This is a genomic window from Bacteroidota bacterium, assembly GCA_016711505.1.
Classification (GTDB): Bacteria; Bacteroidota; Bacteroidia; order AKYH767-A; family 2013-40CM-41-45; genus JADKIH01.
The window spans coordinates 364,848-381,803 of record JADJSV010000017.1 but is presented as its reverse complement, the minus strand read 5'-3'; the positions used below and the strand labels follow the sequence as shown (position 1 = coordinate 381,803).

At 37.3% G+C, this 16,956-nt stretch carries 13 protein-coding genes and 1 pseudogene; 10 read left to right on the top strand and 4 right to left on the bottom strand.

Annotated features, from left to right (window positions below; all coding sequences use genetic code 11):
• The first annotated feature begins 315 nt into the window (after positions 1-315).
• The 4 genes from IPL24_15235 (at position 316) to IPL24_15220 (ending at position 3,208) form a co-directional block, all read left to right on the top strand.
• Positions 316-1,344 carry a DUF255 domain-containing protein gene (locus IPL24_15235; GenBank protein MBK8364959.1) on the top strand — a complete coding sequence of 343 codons (1,029 nt, stop codon included), beginning with the start codon at positions 316-318 and terminating at the stop codon, positions 1,342-1,344.
• Positions 1,345-1,365: 21 nt separating this feature from the next.
• Entirely contained in the window at positions 1,366-1,833 is a 468-nt protein-coding gene (locus IPL24_15230; protein MBK8364958.1) for an OsmC family protein, read from the top strand.
• A gap of 255 nt (positions 1,834-2,088) precedes the next feature.
• Entirely contained in the window at positions 2,089-2,850 is a 762-nt protein-coding gene (locus tag IPL24_15225) for a class I SAM-dependent methyltransferase (GenBank protein MBK8364957.1), read from the top strand.
• Positions 2,851-2,866: 16 nt separating this feature from the next.
• The gene (locus IPL24_15220; protein MBK8364956.1) at positions 2,867-3,208 is read left to right on the top strand and encodes a DUF2185 domain-containing protein; all 342 of its coding nucleotides are present in this window, start codon (positions 2,867-2,869) and stop codon (positions 3,206-3,208) included.
• Positions 3,209-3,333: 125 nt separating this feature from the next.
• Here the strand turns inward: IPL24_15220 and IPL24_15215 are convergent, their stop codons facing one another.
• A complete protein-coding gene (locus tag IPL24_15215; GenBank protein MBK8364955.1) occupies positions 3,334-5,727 on the bottom strand; it encodes a fibronectin type III domain-containing protein in 2,394 nt (797 codons plus the stop codon).
• Between the two features lie 245 nt (positions 5,728-5,972).
• Between IPL24_15215 and IPL24_15210 the strand changes: the two genes are divergently transcribed.
• The 5 genes and pseudogenes from IPL24_15210 (at position 5,973) to IPL24_15190 (ending at position 12,829) form a co-directional block, all read left to right on the top strand.
• Positions 5,973-6,410: a peptidylprolyl isomerase gene (locus tag IPL24_15210; protein ID MBK8364954.1), complete on the top strand. Its 438-nt coding sequence runs from the start codon at positions 5,973-5,975 to the stop codon at positions 6,408-6,410.
• A 22-nt stretch (positions 6,411-6,432) separates the two neighbouring features.
• Entirely contained in the window at positions 6,433-8,100 is a 1,668-nt protein-coding gene (locus IPL24_15205) for an endonuclease (protein MBK8364953.1), read from the top strand.
• A 2-nt stretch (positions 8,101-8,102) separates the two neighbouring features.
• Positions 8,103-9,181: pseudogene (locus IPL24_15200) on the top strand (dipeptide epimerase).
• Between the two features lie 113 nt (positions 9,182-9,294).
• Complete coding sequence (locus IPL24_15195) at positions 9,295-10,932, top strand: ATP-binding cassette domain-containing protein (protein ID MBK8364952.1); 1,638 nt, start codon at positions 9,295-9,297, stop codon at positions 10,930-10,932.
• A 118-nt stretch (positions 10,933-11,050) separates the two neighbouring features.
• Positions 11,051-12,829, top strand: coding sequence for a DUF885 domain-containing protein (locus tag IPL24_15190; protein MBK8364951.1), 1,779 nt, complete (start codon positions 11,051-11,053; stop codon positions 12,827-12,829).
• Positions 12,830-12,985: 156 nt separating this feature from the next.
• Here IPL24_15190 and IPL24_15185 read toward each other — a convergent pair whose 3' ends face one another.
• A complete protein-coding gene (locus IPL24_15185) occupies positions 12,986-13,975 on the bottom strand; it encodes an aldo/keto reductase (GenBank protein MBK8364950.1) in 990 nt (329 codons plus the stop codon).
• A gap of 183 nt (positions 13,976-14,158) precedes the next feature.
• On the opposite strand from IPL24_15185, the gene IPL24_15180 reads away from it, so the two are divergent.
• Positions 14,159-14,872, top strand: a complete 714-nt coding sequence (locus tag IPL24_15180; protein MBK8364949.1) for a DUF3575 domain-containing protein — start codon at positions 14,159-14,161, stop codon at positions 14,870-14,872.
• A 95-nt stretch (positions 14,873-14,967) separates the two neighbouring features.
• On the opposite strand, the gene IPL24_15175 is transcribed toward IPL24_15180, so the two are convergent.
• The gene (locus IPL24_15175; GenBank protein MBK8364948.1) at positions 14,968-16,299 is read right to left on the bottom strand and encodes an APC family permease; all 1,332 of its coding nucleotides are present in this window, start codon (positions 16,297-16,299) and stop codon (positions 14,968-14,970) included.
• A gap of 81 nt (positions 16,300-16,380) precedes the next feature.
• A complete protein-coding gene (locus tag IPL24_15170) occupies positions 16,381-16,884 on the bottom strand; it encodes a GNAT family N-acetyltransferase (protein ID MBK8364947.1) in 504 nt (167 codons plus the stop codon).
• Positions 16,885-16,956 lie beyond the last annotated feature (72 nt).

The window sequence follows — 16,956 nt, the reverse complement described above, 5'->3', positions numbered from 1 at the left end:
GTCATTTTAAATTGGTAAAGTGAACAGAACCAATGGTCAATTGACTATTAAGTCAAGGTAAATGACATGTGTTTTTTCACAAAAAATCAAGATTTTTCAATTTCCGGATAACCTTCATTTAATTTGAAATCTTGTTTAATTGTCTGGAAATTAAGGTCGAATTTAGCCGAAAAACGCATAAAAGTGTAATCTGAAAATAGAAAAGGCCAAAAATACGCTAAAAAAGCAGCTGAAATTCCCTTAAATTTCAGATAAATCATCGACAAAACCTTTTCTGTGCCGGTAAATTCGTGCATTATGTTTTATCTTTATCCAATGAAGCAAAAAGCCCTCCTTTTACTGTTTTTTGTCACATTTTCCTTAAGCGCCCAACAACCTGATAAAGAAGGAAGCCTGGTAAAATGGTTGACTATTGCTGAAGCAATGGAAAAGAACAAAGTTCAACCGAAGCCAATCATCATGGACTTTTATACCGATTGGTGTGGCTGGTGTAAGCACATGATGAAGACTACCTATGCTGATCCAAATCTTGCTTCTTATATTAATGCCTATTTCTATCCTGTAAAATTTGATGCAGAAGGAAAAGATACGGTTGAATATCTCGGACAAAAATATCTTCCTACATCAGACAAGCCACGCACAAGTCATCCGCTTGCAGTGAAACTGTTGCAGGGAAAACTGATGTACCCAACTACTTTGTTTCTTAACGGATTCGATAAAGAAAAAAATGAATTCTTGTTGAGTATGGTTGCAAGCGGATATCTTGAAACAGCAAAGATCCAACCGATATTAATTTTTACTCTGGAGAATGCTTTTCGTAATTCCAATTATGACGATTTCAGAATTTCGTATGAAAAATCTTTTTTCGATAGCACAACTGAAAAAAAACTCGAGCAGATAAAATGGAAATCAGCTAAAGAAACATTTGTTCAAAATCCTGATGCAGGAAAGAAAAAACTGGTATTCGTAAATACTGAATGGTGCAACACATGTAAGGTCATGAAGCGCTCATCTTTTATTGATTCCATAAATGTTGATTATCTGAAATCAAAATTTGACCTGATTGATTTCGATCCTACATTAAAAGATTCTCTCTACTACAAAGGACTTGCAATGACCAATCCGGCAACGAATGAAATGCCTTATCATACTCTCGCAATGACGTTATGCCGTGGTTCACTCACAATGCCAACTTTGGTTGTAATGAATGAAGCAAATGAAGTCATTGACAATATTCCACTGTATATCAATGCAGGTTTCCTGAATCAGATCGCACATTTCTATGGAGACGACATTTACAAGACAAAAAACTGGCAGGAGTATACTGCTGGATTGAAACAGTGATTTGATAATTACTGCATACAAATGGCAACTCACAATTACAATTTAACAATCACCTGGACCGGTAACAATGGCTCAGGCACAACTGGCTACACAGCTTATGAACGTAGCCATATTCTTGCAATCAAAGGGAAACCCGATCTGCAATGTTCTTCTGATACGCCATTCCGCGGAGACGGCAGTAAGCATAATCCGGAAGATTTTCTTCTGGCCTCTCTTTCATCTTGTCACATGCTTTGGTTTTTGCACCTCTGTGCTGATGCTGGTGTGATCGTTACTGACTATACTGACAATGCACATGGTGTATTGACTCTTGGAGAAGGAGGGAAAGGAAAATTTACAGAAGTAACTTTAAATCCCGTTGTGGTAGTAAGTGATTCAAGTATGATTGAAAAAGCAAATGCACTTCATGAGAAAGCAAATGAATTTTGTTTTATAGCTAACTCATGTAATTTCCCGGTTCGTCATAATCCTGTTTGCAAGGTGAATTAATTTGCAATGCTTAAAAATAAAACACTAAGTCCACTAAGTTTTTAGCACAAGAGCACAGGTTACGATAATAATCATTATGTGTTCTTGTGACAAAAACTTAGTGGACTTAGTGTTTTATTTTTTCATAACTCCCTGAAATCACCTTTTCCCTTTGAACTGTTTATAATTTAATCACCCTCCCCGTTTCCATCCTGATAAATTTGTTTTTCTTTGATATAGAACACCACACTCTCAAGTTTCAAAAAAATAATGATCATGAACGACAAACTTCAATGGAATACGGTTGCTGACAAATATGAAGACGAGATCTTCAGTGTATTCAGAAATGATAAAGGCAAAAAGATCGAATACTACCTTAAAAAAAATGCAAACAAGAATAATGTTGCAATTGATTTCGGTTGCGGAATTGGTTATGCTTTGCCGTTGATCACACCTTATTTTAAAAAAGTGATTGCAATGGACGTTTCACAAGAGTGTCTGAACAAAGCAATGAAACTTGTTTCTCATGAAAATGTTGTGTTCAAACAAGCAGATCTGGCAAGCAAGAAAATTGATCCTGTTAAAGCTGACTTTGCCTTTTGTTGTAACGTTGCTATTTCCGGAAATAATACAAGAAATTATCGGATACTTCAGAATGTCCTGAATTCATTAAAGCTAAATGGCGTTGCAGTATTTGTTTTGCCATCGTTGGAATCTTCTTCATTGTCATCACAACGAATGATTGAATGGTATCAGAAAGAAAACACAAAACCAAGAGAGATTCCAAAAGATGAGTTGACGCATTTAGACAATAGTGATGGCAAGCACATCATGCAAGGTGTTTTTAAGATCAACGACATTCTGACAAAACATTATTCATTCACCGAGTTGTTTTCGTTTTTCAATACAGATAAGTTCGCTGTTGAAAAAATTGATCGTGTGGAATACGACTGGTCAACAGAATTTGATAACCCACCATCATGGTTAGGCGAACCATATCCTTTTGATTGGCTGGTTGAAGTGAAACGTGTGAAATAATTTTTAATAGAATCAAATGGCTGAAAAAAAATATAAACTAAGCGCAGGCGCAAATGAAGATCTTGTTGCAAAGATGGGTTATTGTCTTGCATCTGATAAGATCACTGTCGATGGATTGCCTGTAGGCTACATGTATCGCGAAGAACCGGAAGAAGAGGACGACAGTGGCTGGAGGTTTTTGTCAGGAACAGAAGAACAAGATTATGTCGACAATCCTGAGAATTCAGGTATTTATGATGTCAATACAATTGCCAATTATGACAAGGCGATCATTTACTATCTGAAAATGCCATTTGGAACAGAGATGGAACGAATTCCGGGGGAAGATAAATTCAGAAAAGTAATTAATAACGAATAACTAAATTGAATAAAAATTTTAACACTAAGATCACTAAAATTTGTCACAAGAGCACATCACACAAATGTGCTCTTGTGATAAACACTTAGTGATCTTAGTGTTAAAATTCTTTCTATCACAATGCATCATTGTTTATTCAAAAGAACTTTCTCTTCCCCAATTTTCATCACATAAATCCCCGCAGTCAAAAATTCAATATCGATCTCATAAAGATTTTTTCCAGTAACGATATTGATTTCTTTCTCAAGCATTTTTCGTCCTGATAGATCATAGATCATAACTAATGACTTTTGTTCTTCCTGAATTGCTCTTTCAATACTTACAGAAACTTTATCAATTGCCGGATTAGGATACACACTGATCAGGTTTTCTGAAACATCCGGTTTACGCATACGCAAAGGTGTACCGAAAACTTCAGGTGCAGAATAGCTGGATAAAGGACTTGCTATACAAACGGATCTCACTTGCCACTGATAAGTGGTATTTGCTGCAAGTCCGGTTAATGTTGTTCCATTTCCACCTGTGCCCGGAATTTTTTTCCAGAGATAATTTGTAGTTCCATTCACAGAATACCGGATCAGGAATGTATCTGCTGAAACATACTGTGTCCAGCTTACATCTGCAGAGTTGTTAGTGATATTTGATGTTGCCAATCCGGATGGAATTGCACAAGCAATAGGTACAGATGAAGTTGTAAAAGTATTGGCACTGCAATAACCCGATGATGCACCTGTACAGATAGAACTAATAGAGTAGGTATAGGTTGTATTTGGGTATAATCCGGAAATAGTTGCAGAATTCCCTGATGTACCCGGCTGATTAAAATATTGGTAATTTATTGTTCCCTGAACAGCATATCGGATCCGGAATGTATCGGCACTAACAAGATTGGTCCAACTGATCAGTGCTGAAACATTTGTAATATTTGAAACTGATGGATGATGCGGTCGTGCACATGAAACCGGAATATTTAAAGTTGCAAATAATCCTGATGCACTATATCCTGAACTTATCCCACTGCATATTGAACTTACCTGGAACGCATAAAGATTATTTGCATCAAGATTGTTGATCACAACACTGCTTCCTCCCGAACCATTAACATTCAGATAATGATAATTAATTGTACCGAATTCAGCATAACGAATGCGGAAGGTATCAGCAGTAACATATGGTGACCAGCTAAGAGTAATGCTTGTATTTGTAGTATTAGATGAATTCAATCCCCACGGTCTTACACATGCTATCGGTGTTGATAATGTAACAAAAGAATATATCGGACAATAACCGGAACTTATTCCATTGCAGATGGAACTGATCTGAACGTTGTATGTCGTAGCCGGAGCAAGATTTGTAAGAGTAAAATTATGTGGTAACCCTCCGTTGACATTCACAAACATATTATTTCCTGAACCTAATTCAGTGTAACGAATGCGGAATGTATCTGCTACAACAAAATTCGACCAGCTGATATTTGCAGATACATTTGTTATTGCTCCTGCTGCAACACCATAAGGACGACCGCAAGTAATAGCAGTTGACGTTGTAGTAAAATTATATGGAGCACTGTATCCACTGCTCACTCCACTACAGATCGAACTTATCTGAACAGTATAAGTGGTAGCAGGATTCAAATTCGTTAATGAAACAGTATGCGGTATTGGTGAAGTAGAATTAATATAATGATAATTGATAGTGTTGAACTCAGCATAACGAATTCGGAAAGTGTCGGCAGAAACATAATTCGTCCATTGAATGGTCGCTGAAGTATTTGTTACAGCACTCGCTGAAATTGCATTGGGTCTGACGCAAGGAACAACTGTTGTTCCTGTAATGAATGTAACAACAGGTACACTATATGTACTGCTGATAGCTCCATTACAAATTGTACTTATATCTACATCGTATGAAGTTCCCGGTGCCAGTGCTGCAAGTGTAGTGCTGGTTAAACCACCCGCTCCGGCTACGTCTTTGTATAAATAATTTGCTCCGGCAGCCTTATATCTGATCCGGAAAGTATCAGCAACCGTTGGACTCACCCAATTTACTACAGCTGTCGTGTTTGTAATTGATGAAACAGAAATACCTGAAGGTACAGGACATGAATTTACCTGCGGAACTAAAAAGCCATTTACCAAAACATTGTCTACAGGAATTGATCCCAGCCATGGCATTGAATTATCATAAGTCGTTACGTGAACATCATACCATCCGAATGGAGCTCCGGCAGGAATCGTAAAATCTGTTGTGAAATCATCACCGAAGTATGGTTGAAATGGAAGAGTAGTCCAGTTAGCAATATTAAAGGCATCAGTGTAAATAATTGTTGCTCCTTGCTGCAGATAAATATCATTCAGGCTTTGAGATGGAGAACTGTTCAGCATCACACCATTTGCCAGAGTAATTGTGGTGTTCAGAGTTTGACCTCTGAAAGCACTTGAAGGACTTATCGAAGCTACCTGTGCATTTGAAAATATAGTTGAAAACAAAAAAATAATCAGTAGTATGTTTCTTTTCATGAGGGTTTTCTTTACGAGAGAATTCAGGTTATAAAACTATAATTTTTATGTCAATTTGAATCGGTTTCTTTTCACTTTTTGGTAAAATTGACCTAATGACATGTAAAAAGCAGAAAGAGATCATGCTTTTTTTTAAAGCGACCTTAAACATGAAACAAGAGATAGCAATACAACAGCTTTTTTCTGACAGTCTGCATGACTTTAGAGAGCAAATCATTATCTTTGCATCCAATTTGATCAAAAAAATGACAAAAGCAACAATTTACACAGACAAAGGCAATATGATGGTGGAGTTTTATGATAAAGACGCCCCAAAAACAGTTAAGAATTTTATCGACTTAGCGAAAAAAGGATATTATGATGGATTAACATTTCATCGGGTGATTCCAAATTTCGTAGTTCAAGGTGGATGTCCGGACGGTACCGGAGCAGGTGGTCCCGGATATAAAATCAAATGCGAATTAGATGGTGGAAATCAATATCATGATCGCGGCGTTTTAAGTATGGCCCATGCCGGAAGAGATACGGGCGGATCCCAGTTCTTTATTTGTCACAGTCGTACAAATACTGCGCACCTTGACAGAAACCATACATGCTTTGGAAAAGTTGTAGAAGGACTTGAAGTAATCGATGCAATTCGTCAGGGCGACGAGATCAATAAGATTGAAGTGACAGAAGAATAACATGTATTGTTAAAATCATTCAATGAATCATTCAAAAAAAATATCAGTAAGGCTGCTTGTTGCAGCCTTATTTTGTTTACCGGCTCTTTTAAAAGGACAAGGTCTGACAGTAAATTTCACACAGTTGAATTTCGGTGTAGCGTATGAAAACGCTCCTGATAGCTTGTTGTTGACAATTCAAAACCCTACAGCGAATGCAATTACTGTAACGGGAATAAAATTCTATACAACCTATGGTCAACCTGCATTTTCATCGCAGCTTACATCAGCTTTTTCTATTCCCGGCGGAGGTTCGCAGACAAACTGGATAAAATTTTCTCCTCGTCATAATATCCTTCACAATACAGAAATGGTAATTGAGAATGATGGATTGAGAGGTTATGTCAGTGTTGATTTGATCGGACAGGGCAGGTATTCCAAAAGTTATTATGCCGCAACGGAAAATAATTCGGAAGAACTTTTGAAAACGCAGCTGCATAACATCACGGGAATAGGATATGTTTCTCTCGGCTATAATGATGCACGGGATGAAATGTTTATGTCTATCGACAATAAGAGAGTGAATGGTCAGGGTGCAAGTCAGAATACATTGGAATGTGTTTACACGGGAAGACTTGCTGTTGGATATGTAGACCGGACAGATTGCCAGACAAATGATAATTTTAATACTGAACATACATGGCCGCAATCGCTTTTTGCAAGTGCGGAACCAATGAAGTCAGATCTTCATCATCTTTTTCCAACTGATGATGCAGCTAATGGTGCGCGTGGTGATAATCCTTTTGCTGAGGTAACAAATCCAACCTGGTCAAATGGCGGTTCATCAGGAACAAATACATTCTTCGAACCAAGAGATGAACAAAAAGGCATTGTTGCCCGTGCTATGTTCTATTTTGTTTTACGCTATCAGAATTATTCTAATTTCCTTGATGCAACACAAGAGTCAGTTTTAAGAAACTGGTACAATTCATTTCCTGTAACCGACAGAGACAGGACAAGAGTGGATGATATTCAAGCAGTGCAACATAACAGAAATCCTTTCGTTGATTATCCTCAATTTCTTGAGCGAATCCGATCGATCGTATTTACTTCTGTAGCACAAACAAATTTTTCTTATGATCTGACTCAGGACACAGCGATCTTTGGATTTGTTCCATCAAATACAGCTGCAGATTTCAATTATGTTCTGGTAAACAATGGAAATACTCCAATTGATATTTCAAATATTCAGTTGACTCATCCTTCTGAATTATCGTTTACTACAGGTGGTACGAACAGTACCATTCAACCCGGAGAAGCACATAATATCGGAATGCATTATTTGTCACCTACCACAGATTCCGTTCGTGCGTTTTTGTCATTCCATCTTGCAGAAGTTGGAGGAAGCGGACAACAAAATGTTTTTGTTCCTGTTTTTGTGAATGATTTGATCTTTAGTAATATTTCAGATGTTTCGAAAGAATCACTTACAGTGTATCCGAATCCCGTTCATGATCTGTTGTATGTGCATTCATCAATACCAAATTCAGAATTTCAGTTGATCAGTCTTGAAGGGAAATTAATAGATGTGAGATCAAATTCTGCAAATACAACAATTGAATTTGATTTAAATGGAATTGCTGCAGGCACATATATACTTAAACAAATTTCGAAAGAGACTATTCAGTATTCTAAAATTATTGTTTACTGATCATGCACGAAGAAATAATAAGTTCAATTGAAGTTATACCACTGAAGGTAAAATTGCGTGAACCTTTTATTATTTCTCTTGGACGATTAGATTATGCCGATAATGTTATTGTAAAGATAACCACATCGAATGGGATCATCGGTTTTGGAGAGTGCAGTCCATTCCGCACAATTCATGGTGAAACTCCTGAGACTTGTATTGCTGTCGGAAAGATCATAACGGAAGTTTTTATTGGAAAAAATGCGTTACAGATCGAAGAGCTAGTTGCTTTAATGGACAAAGTAATTTTTGGAAACTCTTCAATTAAAAGTGCATTCGACATTGCTTTATATGATATTGCTTCGCAAAATGCAAAAGTCCCGCTGTATAAATTTTTAGGAGGGAAAATGATAAGCAAATTCACACAGATTATACCGTAAGTATTGATTCAGCAGAAAAAATGGCTGCTGATGCAAGAAAAATTCTTGATGCCGGTTTTCCGGTTATCAAAGTCAAGTTGGGCGGATCGCCTGAAGACGATATTTTCAGAATGAAATCAATACGTGCTGCAGTTGGTGACGTTATTCCGATTCGAATCGATGCAAATCAAGGCTGGAGTAAAGAGGATGCAATTTTTATTCTGAATGAATTAAGTTCTATGAACATTCAGCATTGTGAAGAACCGGTTTTAAAACATAACTTTTTAGATCTGCCTGAAATAAAATCAGCAAGTAAAATTCCCATCATGGCCGATGAATCTTGTTGCGATCATTTAGATGCGGCCAGACTTATAAAAATAAATGCATGCGATCTTTTCAATATTAAACTCGGAAAGTCAGGCGGAATTTTTAAAGCGTTAAAGATCTTACGTCTTTGCGAAACAAATAATATTGATGTACAGGTTGGAGGCTTTCTTGAATCGCGATTAGGATTTACTGCATCCGCGCATTTTTCATTGTGTAGTAATAAAGTCAGGTATTTTGATTTCGATACACCATTGATGTTTAGCGAAGATCCGGTTGAAGGTGGAATTACGTATCGTGAGGCAGGAAGAATAGAACTCAGCGATAGAATCGGACTTGGTGCAACAGTGAATTTTTAAATTCAGGGTTTCTTGGCGATTTAAAGTTAATTTTCAAATTTGTGGACCGCCTTTCTTGTCCTTCCCCTTGATTTTCACTACCTTTGCAGCCCTTTTAAAAGGAAGAAAAATCAATGATTGCAGCATCAAACATCTCATTACGGTACGGAAAACGAATTTTATTCGATGACGTCAACATTAAATTCACTCCCGGCAATTGCTATGGAGTAATTGGCGCCAATGGCGCAGGAAAATCGACATTTTTAAAGATTTTGTCAGGCGAAATAGACCCGGCTACAGGACAGATCTCCATCACTCCCGGAGAACGGATGAGTGTTTTAAAACAGAATCACTTTGAATTTGACGATAAAAAAGTGATCGATACTGTCCTGATCGGAAATAAAAAACTGTGGGAAGTAATGCATGAAAAAGATGCACTTTATGCAAAGGAAGATTTCAATGATGCTGATGGAAATCGCGCTGCAGAATTGGAACATTTATTTGCTGAAATGAACGGTTGGGATGCAGAAAGTAATGCTGCAAGTTTGCTTAGTAGCTTAGGTGTAAAAGAAGAAGTTCATGGGCAGTTACTGGGAGAGTTAAGCGGAAAAGAAAAAGTCAGAGTTCTTCTTGCTCAGGCACTATTTGGAAATCCGGATATCCTGTTACTGGATGAGCCAACGAATGATCTTGATGTAGATACAATTTCATGGCTGGAAAACTTTCTTGCCGATTTTCAGAATACAGTAATAGTTGTTTCTCACGATCGACATTTTCTGGATGCGGTTTGTACGCATATTGCAGACATCGATTTTAATAAGATCAAATTATATACAGGTAACTATACTTTCTGGTATGAATCAAGTCAGTTGGCTTTACGTCAACGCTCAGATCAGAATAAGAAAGTCGAAGATAAACGAAAAGAACTTCAGGAATTCGTTGAACGATTCAGTGCGAATGCATCAAAATCTCGTCAGGCAACAAGTAGGAAGAAGTTACTTGAAAAATTAGTGATTGATGATATCCAGGCTTCAACAAGAAAGTATCCGGGAATTATATTTAAAGCTGAACGTGATTGCGGCGATCAGATTCTATCTGTGGAGCATCTTTCAAAATCAGGAAATGACGGACAAATCCTTTTCAACGATATAACATTTACTCTGAAAAAAGGCGATAAGGTTGCTGTAATTTCGAAAGACCATACTGCGCTTTCAACTTTCTTCGAAATACTAAACGGCGAAGACAAACAAGACAGTGGCGATTATACTTGGGGAACAACGATCACCCGTTCATATTTACCAAATGACAATTCGAAGTTTTTTGATAGCGATCTGAATCTGATCGATTGGTTACGTCAATATTCAAAAGATAAAGACGAAACATATATCCGCGGGTTTTTAGGAAAAATGCTTTTCAGCGGTGAAGAGTCTCTTAAAAAATCTAATGTGTTGTCAGGAGGAGAAAAAGTTCGTTGCATGGTTTCAAGAATGATGCTTACGAATGCAAATTGCCTGATTCTCGATGAACCTACCAATCACCTCGACCTTGAATCGATCACAGCATTTAACAATGCTCTGAAAGACTGGAAGCATGTAGCACTTTTCACATCACATGATCATGAATTCATGCATACGGTTGCAAATCGTATCATCGAATTAACTCCGAACGGTATTATCGATAAGTCGATGACTTATGATGAATATCTGGAAGATGAGAGGGTGAAAGAGATGCGCGAAAAAATGTATGATGGCGCAATGCTGTCTAATAAATAAAAAATATATTTTGCACGGCCCTTAAGGGCCGTGCAAAATATATTTTTTCTTTAACAGCTTTTAACTTTTATTTCCTTTAATTTTTTTTACTTCGTAGTACATTTTACACAACCTTTCGATGAAAACAATACTCATTGCTTTAGTAGCAATATCTGCATTTATATCTTGCAGTAATCCAAAAGAAACAAAAATGGAAAATTCAAATGCAGAACTCGATAGTTTGTTGCATGAATATTATGAAGAGCGATTGAAATTATTTCCGCTGGAAGCGACGGGTATCGCTGACAACAGATATAATGACACATTGCCTGTTGATATCAGTGATTCATATCGTTCTATACTTAGAAATTTCTTTACGACTTATGGTGAAAAATTCAGTAAGATAGACAGAGCAAAATTGTCCGGACAATCGATACTGAGTTATGATGTCATGCAATATGAAATGGATATGCAAGTGAAGGGCCTTTCATTCAATGACAATCTGATGCCTGTAAATCAATTCTGGAGCATGCATTTAACTTTTCCTGTGCTTGGATCCGGCTCCGGCAATCAACCTTTCAAAACAGTTAAGGATTATGATGATTTTCTGGGACGAATCCATGATTTTACATCTTATGTTGATACGATGATCAGCAACATGAAGCGCGGAATGAGTCAGGGTATTGTGCAGTCGAAAGTTTTGATGGAAAAAGTTTTACCGCAATTAGAAGGTATAATTGTAAAAGATCCGATGCAAAGTGTTTTTGCAGGACCGATTAAAAACTTTCCTGCAGATTTTTCAGAACAGGAGAAAACGAGATTGACAGAGTTGTATAAAAGTGCTATCATGAATGAAGTTGTTTCTTCCTATGAGAAACTACATTCGTTCATTAAAAAAGATTATTTGCCTGTGTGCCGTGCAACGACAGGAATTTCTGAAGTGCCCGGAGGGAAAGAGATGTATGCATATCTGGCCAAATTCTGGACAACAACTGATTTAACTCCTGATGAGATCTATGCTATCGGTGAAAGTGAAGTTGCAAGAATCAGAAGTGAAATGGAAAGAGTTAAAACGGAGACAGGATTCAAAGGGACACTAAAAGAGTTTTTTCACTTCATCCATACTGATAAGCAATTTATGCCTTTCAAGCAGGACAGTGATGTAATCAATGCTTACAGAGCGATAGAAACAAAAATGCAGCCGCAATTGAAAAAACTTTTTAATCTGGTGCCAAAAGCAAAGTTTGAAGTTCGCCAGACGGAAGCATTCAGAGAAGCATCAGCAAGTGCAGAGTATCAGCAGTCAGCTCCTGATGGTTCTCGCCCCGGAATTTTTTATGTTCCCGTACTTGATCCTACGAAGTTTAATAATGTATCGATGGAAGATCTGTTTTTGCATGAAGCGATTCCCGGGCATCATTATCAAACATCCATTCAGCAAGAGAACAAAGATCTTCCGGATTTCCGTCGCTTTGGCTGGTATGGTGCATATGGTGAAGGTTGGGCTTTGTATACTGAATCACTTGGGAAAGAATTAGGATTATATACCGATCCATATCAGTACTTCGGTGCATTAAGCGAAGAGATGCATAGAGCCATTCGTTTAGTTGTAGATGTTGGCATGCACATGAAAGGTATGACCAGAGAACAAGCAATTGCTTTCTCTTTGGAGAATGAAACAGAAAGTGAAGCCGATATTACTGCAGAAGTAGAAAGATACATGGCGATTCCCGGTCAAGCTTTGTCGTACAAGATAGGTCAGATGAAAATTCTTGAACTCCGTGCTAAAGCAGAAAAAAAACTTGGAACAAAATTCAACATCAAAGCATTTCATGATGAGGTACTGATCAATGGTTGTTTGCCACTTGCAATATTTGAACGTGAAGTTGATCGTTGGATCGATGCTGGTGGCTTATAATTTTCCCTTTAACAGTTCCAACAAAATATTTGACCACTTCATGTTCAGTTGTTCTTATTATATTGACTACACAGGTCTGCAAATTAAAAACAGAAACATTCAGGCTGCTTCCCAGACCCCAGCGGGGTCTAATATTTGTAGACATTAGCAAAAAAATCAATACTCCGCCTGCACAGGCTTAGTCTTCCAGACCGAATCCACTTCATTCATAATTTCCTGTGTCATCAATGGAAGTAACTCGAGAGCTTTTAGATTTTCAGTAAGCTGCGATGTTTTTGATGCACCTAAAATCACTGAACTAACATTTGGATTTTTCAGACACCATGCAATTCCAAGTAGAGGTAACGTAGTGTTTAATTTGTCGGCGATGACTTTTGTTTCATCAACTCGTTTGAGGTTTTCTTCAACAAGTAATTGCTTTTTCAACCAGTCCATACCTTCAATATCAAGACGAGTGTTGTCCTTTTTCTCGCCGGAATATTTTCCGGTCAACAATCCTGACGCAAGTGGTGACCAGATCGTAGTACCAATTCCATGATGTTTGAATAAGTGGAGAAATTCTTTTTCCATTTTCTCACGATGGATCATGTTGTATTGTGGTTGCTCCATTGTGGGTCCGATGAGATGATTTTTTTCCGCAACCAGAATCGCTTCCATGATTTCACTTGCATTCCACTCGGAAGTTCCCCAGTACAAAATTTTTCCTTGTTGAATGAGAGAATTCATTGCCCAAACGGTTTCTTCAATTGGCGTTTCTTTATCTGGGCGATGACAGAAGAAGAGATCGATATAATCTACCTGTAACCGTTTCATTGCACCATGACAACCTTCAATTACATGTTTACGTGAAAGTCCGTTTTGGTTTGGTTTTGATTTTGCTCCTTCCGTTCCCCAGAAAATTTTGCTTGAAACAATATATGATGACCGGTCCCAGTTTTTTTTCTTCAGGATTTCGCCCATAACTATTTCAGATTGTCCTTTCGAATAGATTTCAGCATTGTCAAAAAAGTTAATGCCATTATCGTATGCAATGGACATTAATTCATCGGCAATGTTGTTATCAATTTGTTTTCCAAATGTCAGCCACGAGCCCAATGATAATGCGCTCACCTTTAATCCTGATTTTCCTAAACGTCTATATTCCATATTTTTTAAAATGTTATCAAAGGTACTTTATCTTATACTTCAGTCAACATTTGTTAATTCGCAATCCCCGAGCCTGAAAAAGGATGGAAATAGTTGAAATTCAGCTAAAATGTGACCTTTTAAATTTTTAAACTCTAAAAAAATGATGTATAATTGTCAAAACAACCAACATAAAACCCCATCATGAAAAAAATCTTACTAAGTATTTTTATGCTTTCAGCATTCGCTGCAGGCGCTCAGACAAATATTGTAAAATGGAATGCATTTGGAATGTTTCTAGGAAATATTTCTCTTCAATATGAAAGAACTCTAAATGAGCATTCTTCTGTTGCATTAGGTTTGTCTTATTTACCATCAAGAGGTTTTCCTTCTGCTGCCATTACATCAGACGATCAAACACAGGAAGCAGATCTGAAAAAACTTTCATTCAGCGGATTTGCAATTACTCCTGAATACCGTTACTACTTTACCGGAAAAGCTCCGAAAGGATTTTATGTAGCACCATACTTCAGATATTCGAAATATTCTTTCGATGATGTATACATTACCTATACAAATTCAAATACAAACGTAGATGAAAAAGTTGTAGCAGGTGGCGATTTCAAAACTAGTGTTGTTGGAGTTATGTTTGGAGCACAATGGGAACTTGGCGAACATTTCGCGCTTGACTGGTGGATCATCGGTGCAGGTTTCGGTGGACAAAAAGGAACATTCTCAGCAGTTGGTAATTTTGATAGCAATGACATTGAAGACATCAAAGGTGAATTAGCATCTACTGATGCTGATTTTCCGGGCTCATTTAAATCAACAGTAACATCAACTAAAGTTGAGATCGAATACAAATCAGGTTTTCCTGCGGTAAGAGGATTCGGACTTTGTTTAGGATACAAATTCTGATTCAACTAAAATTTTAAAACTAAGCTCACTAATTTTTAGCACAAGTACACATCTGTTCTTGTGACAAAATTTAGTGAGCTTAGTTTTTTTTACGACTAAATTTCCGATTGCTGAAACAGTTTGTATTTTTTTGCAAGGAAATAAGCAATTATCCCAAGTGAAATTACTGCAAGTCCCGAAAAGGCAAAGTTTCTTCCGGTTGAAAGAAATACACCTGCCCATACTATAATTGCAAGTATAACCGGTAAAGGATAGAGTGGCATTTTGAAGGGAAGTTTGTTACTGCCATTTCTTTTTCTCAGCATGACCAATCCAATAGCCTGGCCGATAAACTGAACAATGATCCGCATAGCAAGAATTGCACTGATCACTTCGGAAAGACGGAAGAGTAAACTAAAAACAAATGCAAGTGAACAGATTGTCAGAAGTGAAATGTGCGGGAAATGTTTTGTAGGATGTAAGCGTGCGAAGACTTTAAAAAACTTTCCATCTGCAGCAGCTGCATAAGGTATGCGGGAATAGCCGAGCAAAACAGCAAAGAGCGATGATAATGCTACGATTAAAACCAGAACGGTTGCAATCAATCCTGCTGTATGGCCATAGATCCTTTCCATAAATGTACTTACAATAAATTTGGAATGTTGTGCTTCCTGCCACGGAATTACACTTACAACACTTACATTCATTGCCAGATATAATACGGCTATTCCAATGATCGAAATGAAAATACTTTTTGGAATATTTTTTTCAGGCGATTTTATTTCACCACCAAGATGGCAGACATTATAATAGCCCAGATAACTGTAAATTGTTTTTACAGATGCCTGTCCCAAAGCAACAAAGAATAAACTGAATGAAAAATCTTTCATCGGCGGAATCCAGTCATTTGAAATTGTATGATGAGTGATTCCTCCGAAAATGATCCATGCCAGTGTAGAGAGAACAGCGATCCACATGATGACACCAATTTTCCCGATCGTCTGAATTTTCCGGTATAGTAATATTGTCAGTAAGATGATAAGTGAACCGGAAATAATTTTTTGCTGCAAAGGGGAGAAGCTATATAAGTAGGTTGCTGTTTCAGAAAAACCAATTGCTCCACTTGCTGCAACAAGCGGAGCCTGCAGCATTGTTTGCCAGACGTAAAGAAAAGACATCAACGGGCCATATTTTTTACCGTATGATTCTTTCAGAAAATTATAACTTCCTCCTGCTTTTGGATATGCCGCCCCTAACTCAGCCCAGATCATTCCATCTACTAATGAAAGAAAAGCACCTGCAAGCCATGCGAAAATGAAATGAGGCCCACCAATCATCTGAATGACCAATGGCAAAACAACAAATGGACCGATGCCAACCATGTCAATCATATTCAGAGCAGTTGCCTGAACCAGATTGATCTTTCTGTCAAGATGAGGTGATTGCATAAATGGAGATCAAGATAATGAAAAGGGTGTCTGAATTACAATGAAAATATAATAACGATAAAAATTGTATCATTCCAACCTTTACTTCAAAGGAAGATGGAATTCATAAACTGCCAGTTCATCGTTTTCAATTTTAATCATACGTTCGAATATGAAGCCTGTTCTTTCCAATAATTTGATCGAGGAATGATTGTCTTTGATTGTTATAGCCTGAAGAATACTATGAAAAGACATTTTTGACAATTCATCAATGACGGCCTTGGTCGCTTCAAAGGCATAACCTTTTCCGCAGTATTGCGGAAGAAAAGCAAAACCAATATCATGGTTAGGAAGGTAATCGCGTTTGATCAAAGTAATGACACCAATTGCAATCTGATTTGTTTTTAATCGGACAGTCCAATACGCAACATCAGGATTTGAAAGAATCCTGTTAATGTATGCGATTGCATATTCCTGATTCCGGACATTTCTGTCACCAATAAATTTCAACCAACCCGGAGTGTTTACTAATTCAAGAATGAACATACTGTCTTCAATAGTCAGCGGTTCAATATAAAGATATTCGGTTTCGAAATGCAATGACATTTTTTGGAAGCAAATAACACCAATCCGAGTGTTTTATTAATTACAAAGCTATAAAATTTACAATCATGTAGA

Coding starts and splice junctions, on each gene's coding strand:
- IPL24_15230 (MBK8364958.1), top strand. CDS start 1,366: ATGGCAACTCACAATTACAATTTAACAATCACCTGGACCGGTAACAAT.
- IPL24_15225 (MBK8364957.1), top strand. CDS start 2,089: ATGAACGACAAACTTCAATGGAATACGGTTGCTGACAAATATGAAGAC.
- IPL24_15210 (MBK8364954.1), top strand. CDS start 5,973: ATGACAAAAGCAACAATTTACACAGACAAAGGCAATATGATGGTGGAG.
- IPL24_15195 (MBK8364952.1), top strand. CDS start 9,295: ATGATTGCAGCATCAAACATCTCATTACGGTACGGAAAACGAATTTTA.
- IPL24_15205 (MBK8364953.1), top strand. CDS start 6,433: ATGAATCATTCAAAAAAAATATCAGTAAGGCTGCTTGTTGCAGCCTTA.
- IPL24_15235 (MBK8364959.1), top strand. CDS start 316: ATGAAGCAAAAAGCCCTCCTTTTACTGTTTTTTGTCACATTTTCCTTA.
- IPL24_15190 (MBK8364951.1), top strand. CDS start 11,051: ATGAAAACAATACTCATTGCTTTAGTAGCAATATCTGCATTTATATCT.
- IPL24_15175 (MBK8364948.1), bottom strand. CDS start 16,299: ATGCAATCACCTCATCTTGACAGAAAGATCAATCTGGTTCAGGCAACT.
- IPL24_15185 (MBK8364950.1), bottom strand. CDS start 13,975: ATGGAATATAGACGTTTAGGAAAATCAGGATTAAAGGTGAGCGCATTA.
- IPL24_15170 (MBK8364947.1), bottom strand. CDS start 16,884: ATGTCATTGCATTTCGAAACCGAATATCTTTATATTGAACCGCTGACT.
- IPL24_15180 (MBK8364949.1), top strand. CDS start 14,159: ATGAAAAAAATCTTACTAAGTATTTTTATGCTTTCAGCATTCGCTGCA.
- IPL24_15215 (MBK8364955.1), bottom strand. CDS start 5,727: ATGAAAAGAAACATACTACTGATTATTTTTTTGTTTTCAACTATATTT.
- IPL24_15220 (MBK8364956.1), top strand. CDS start 2,867: ATGGCTGAAAAAAAATATAAACTAAGCGCAGGCGCAAATGAAGATCTT.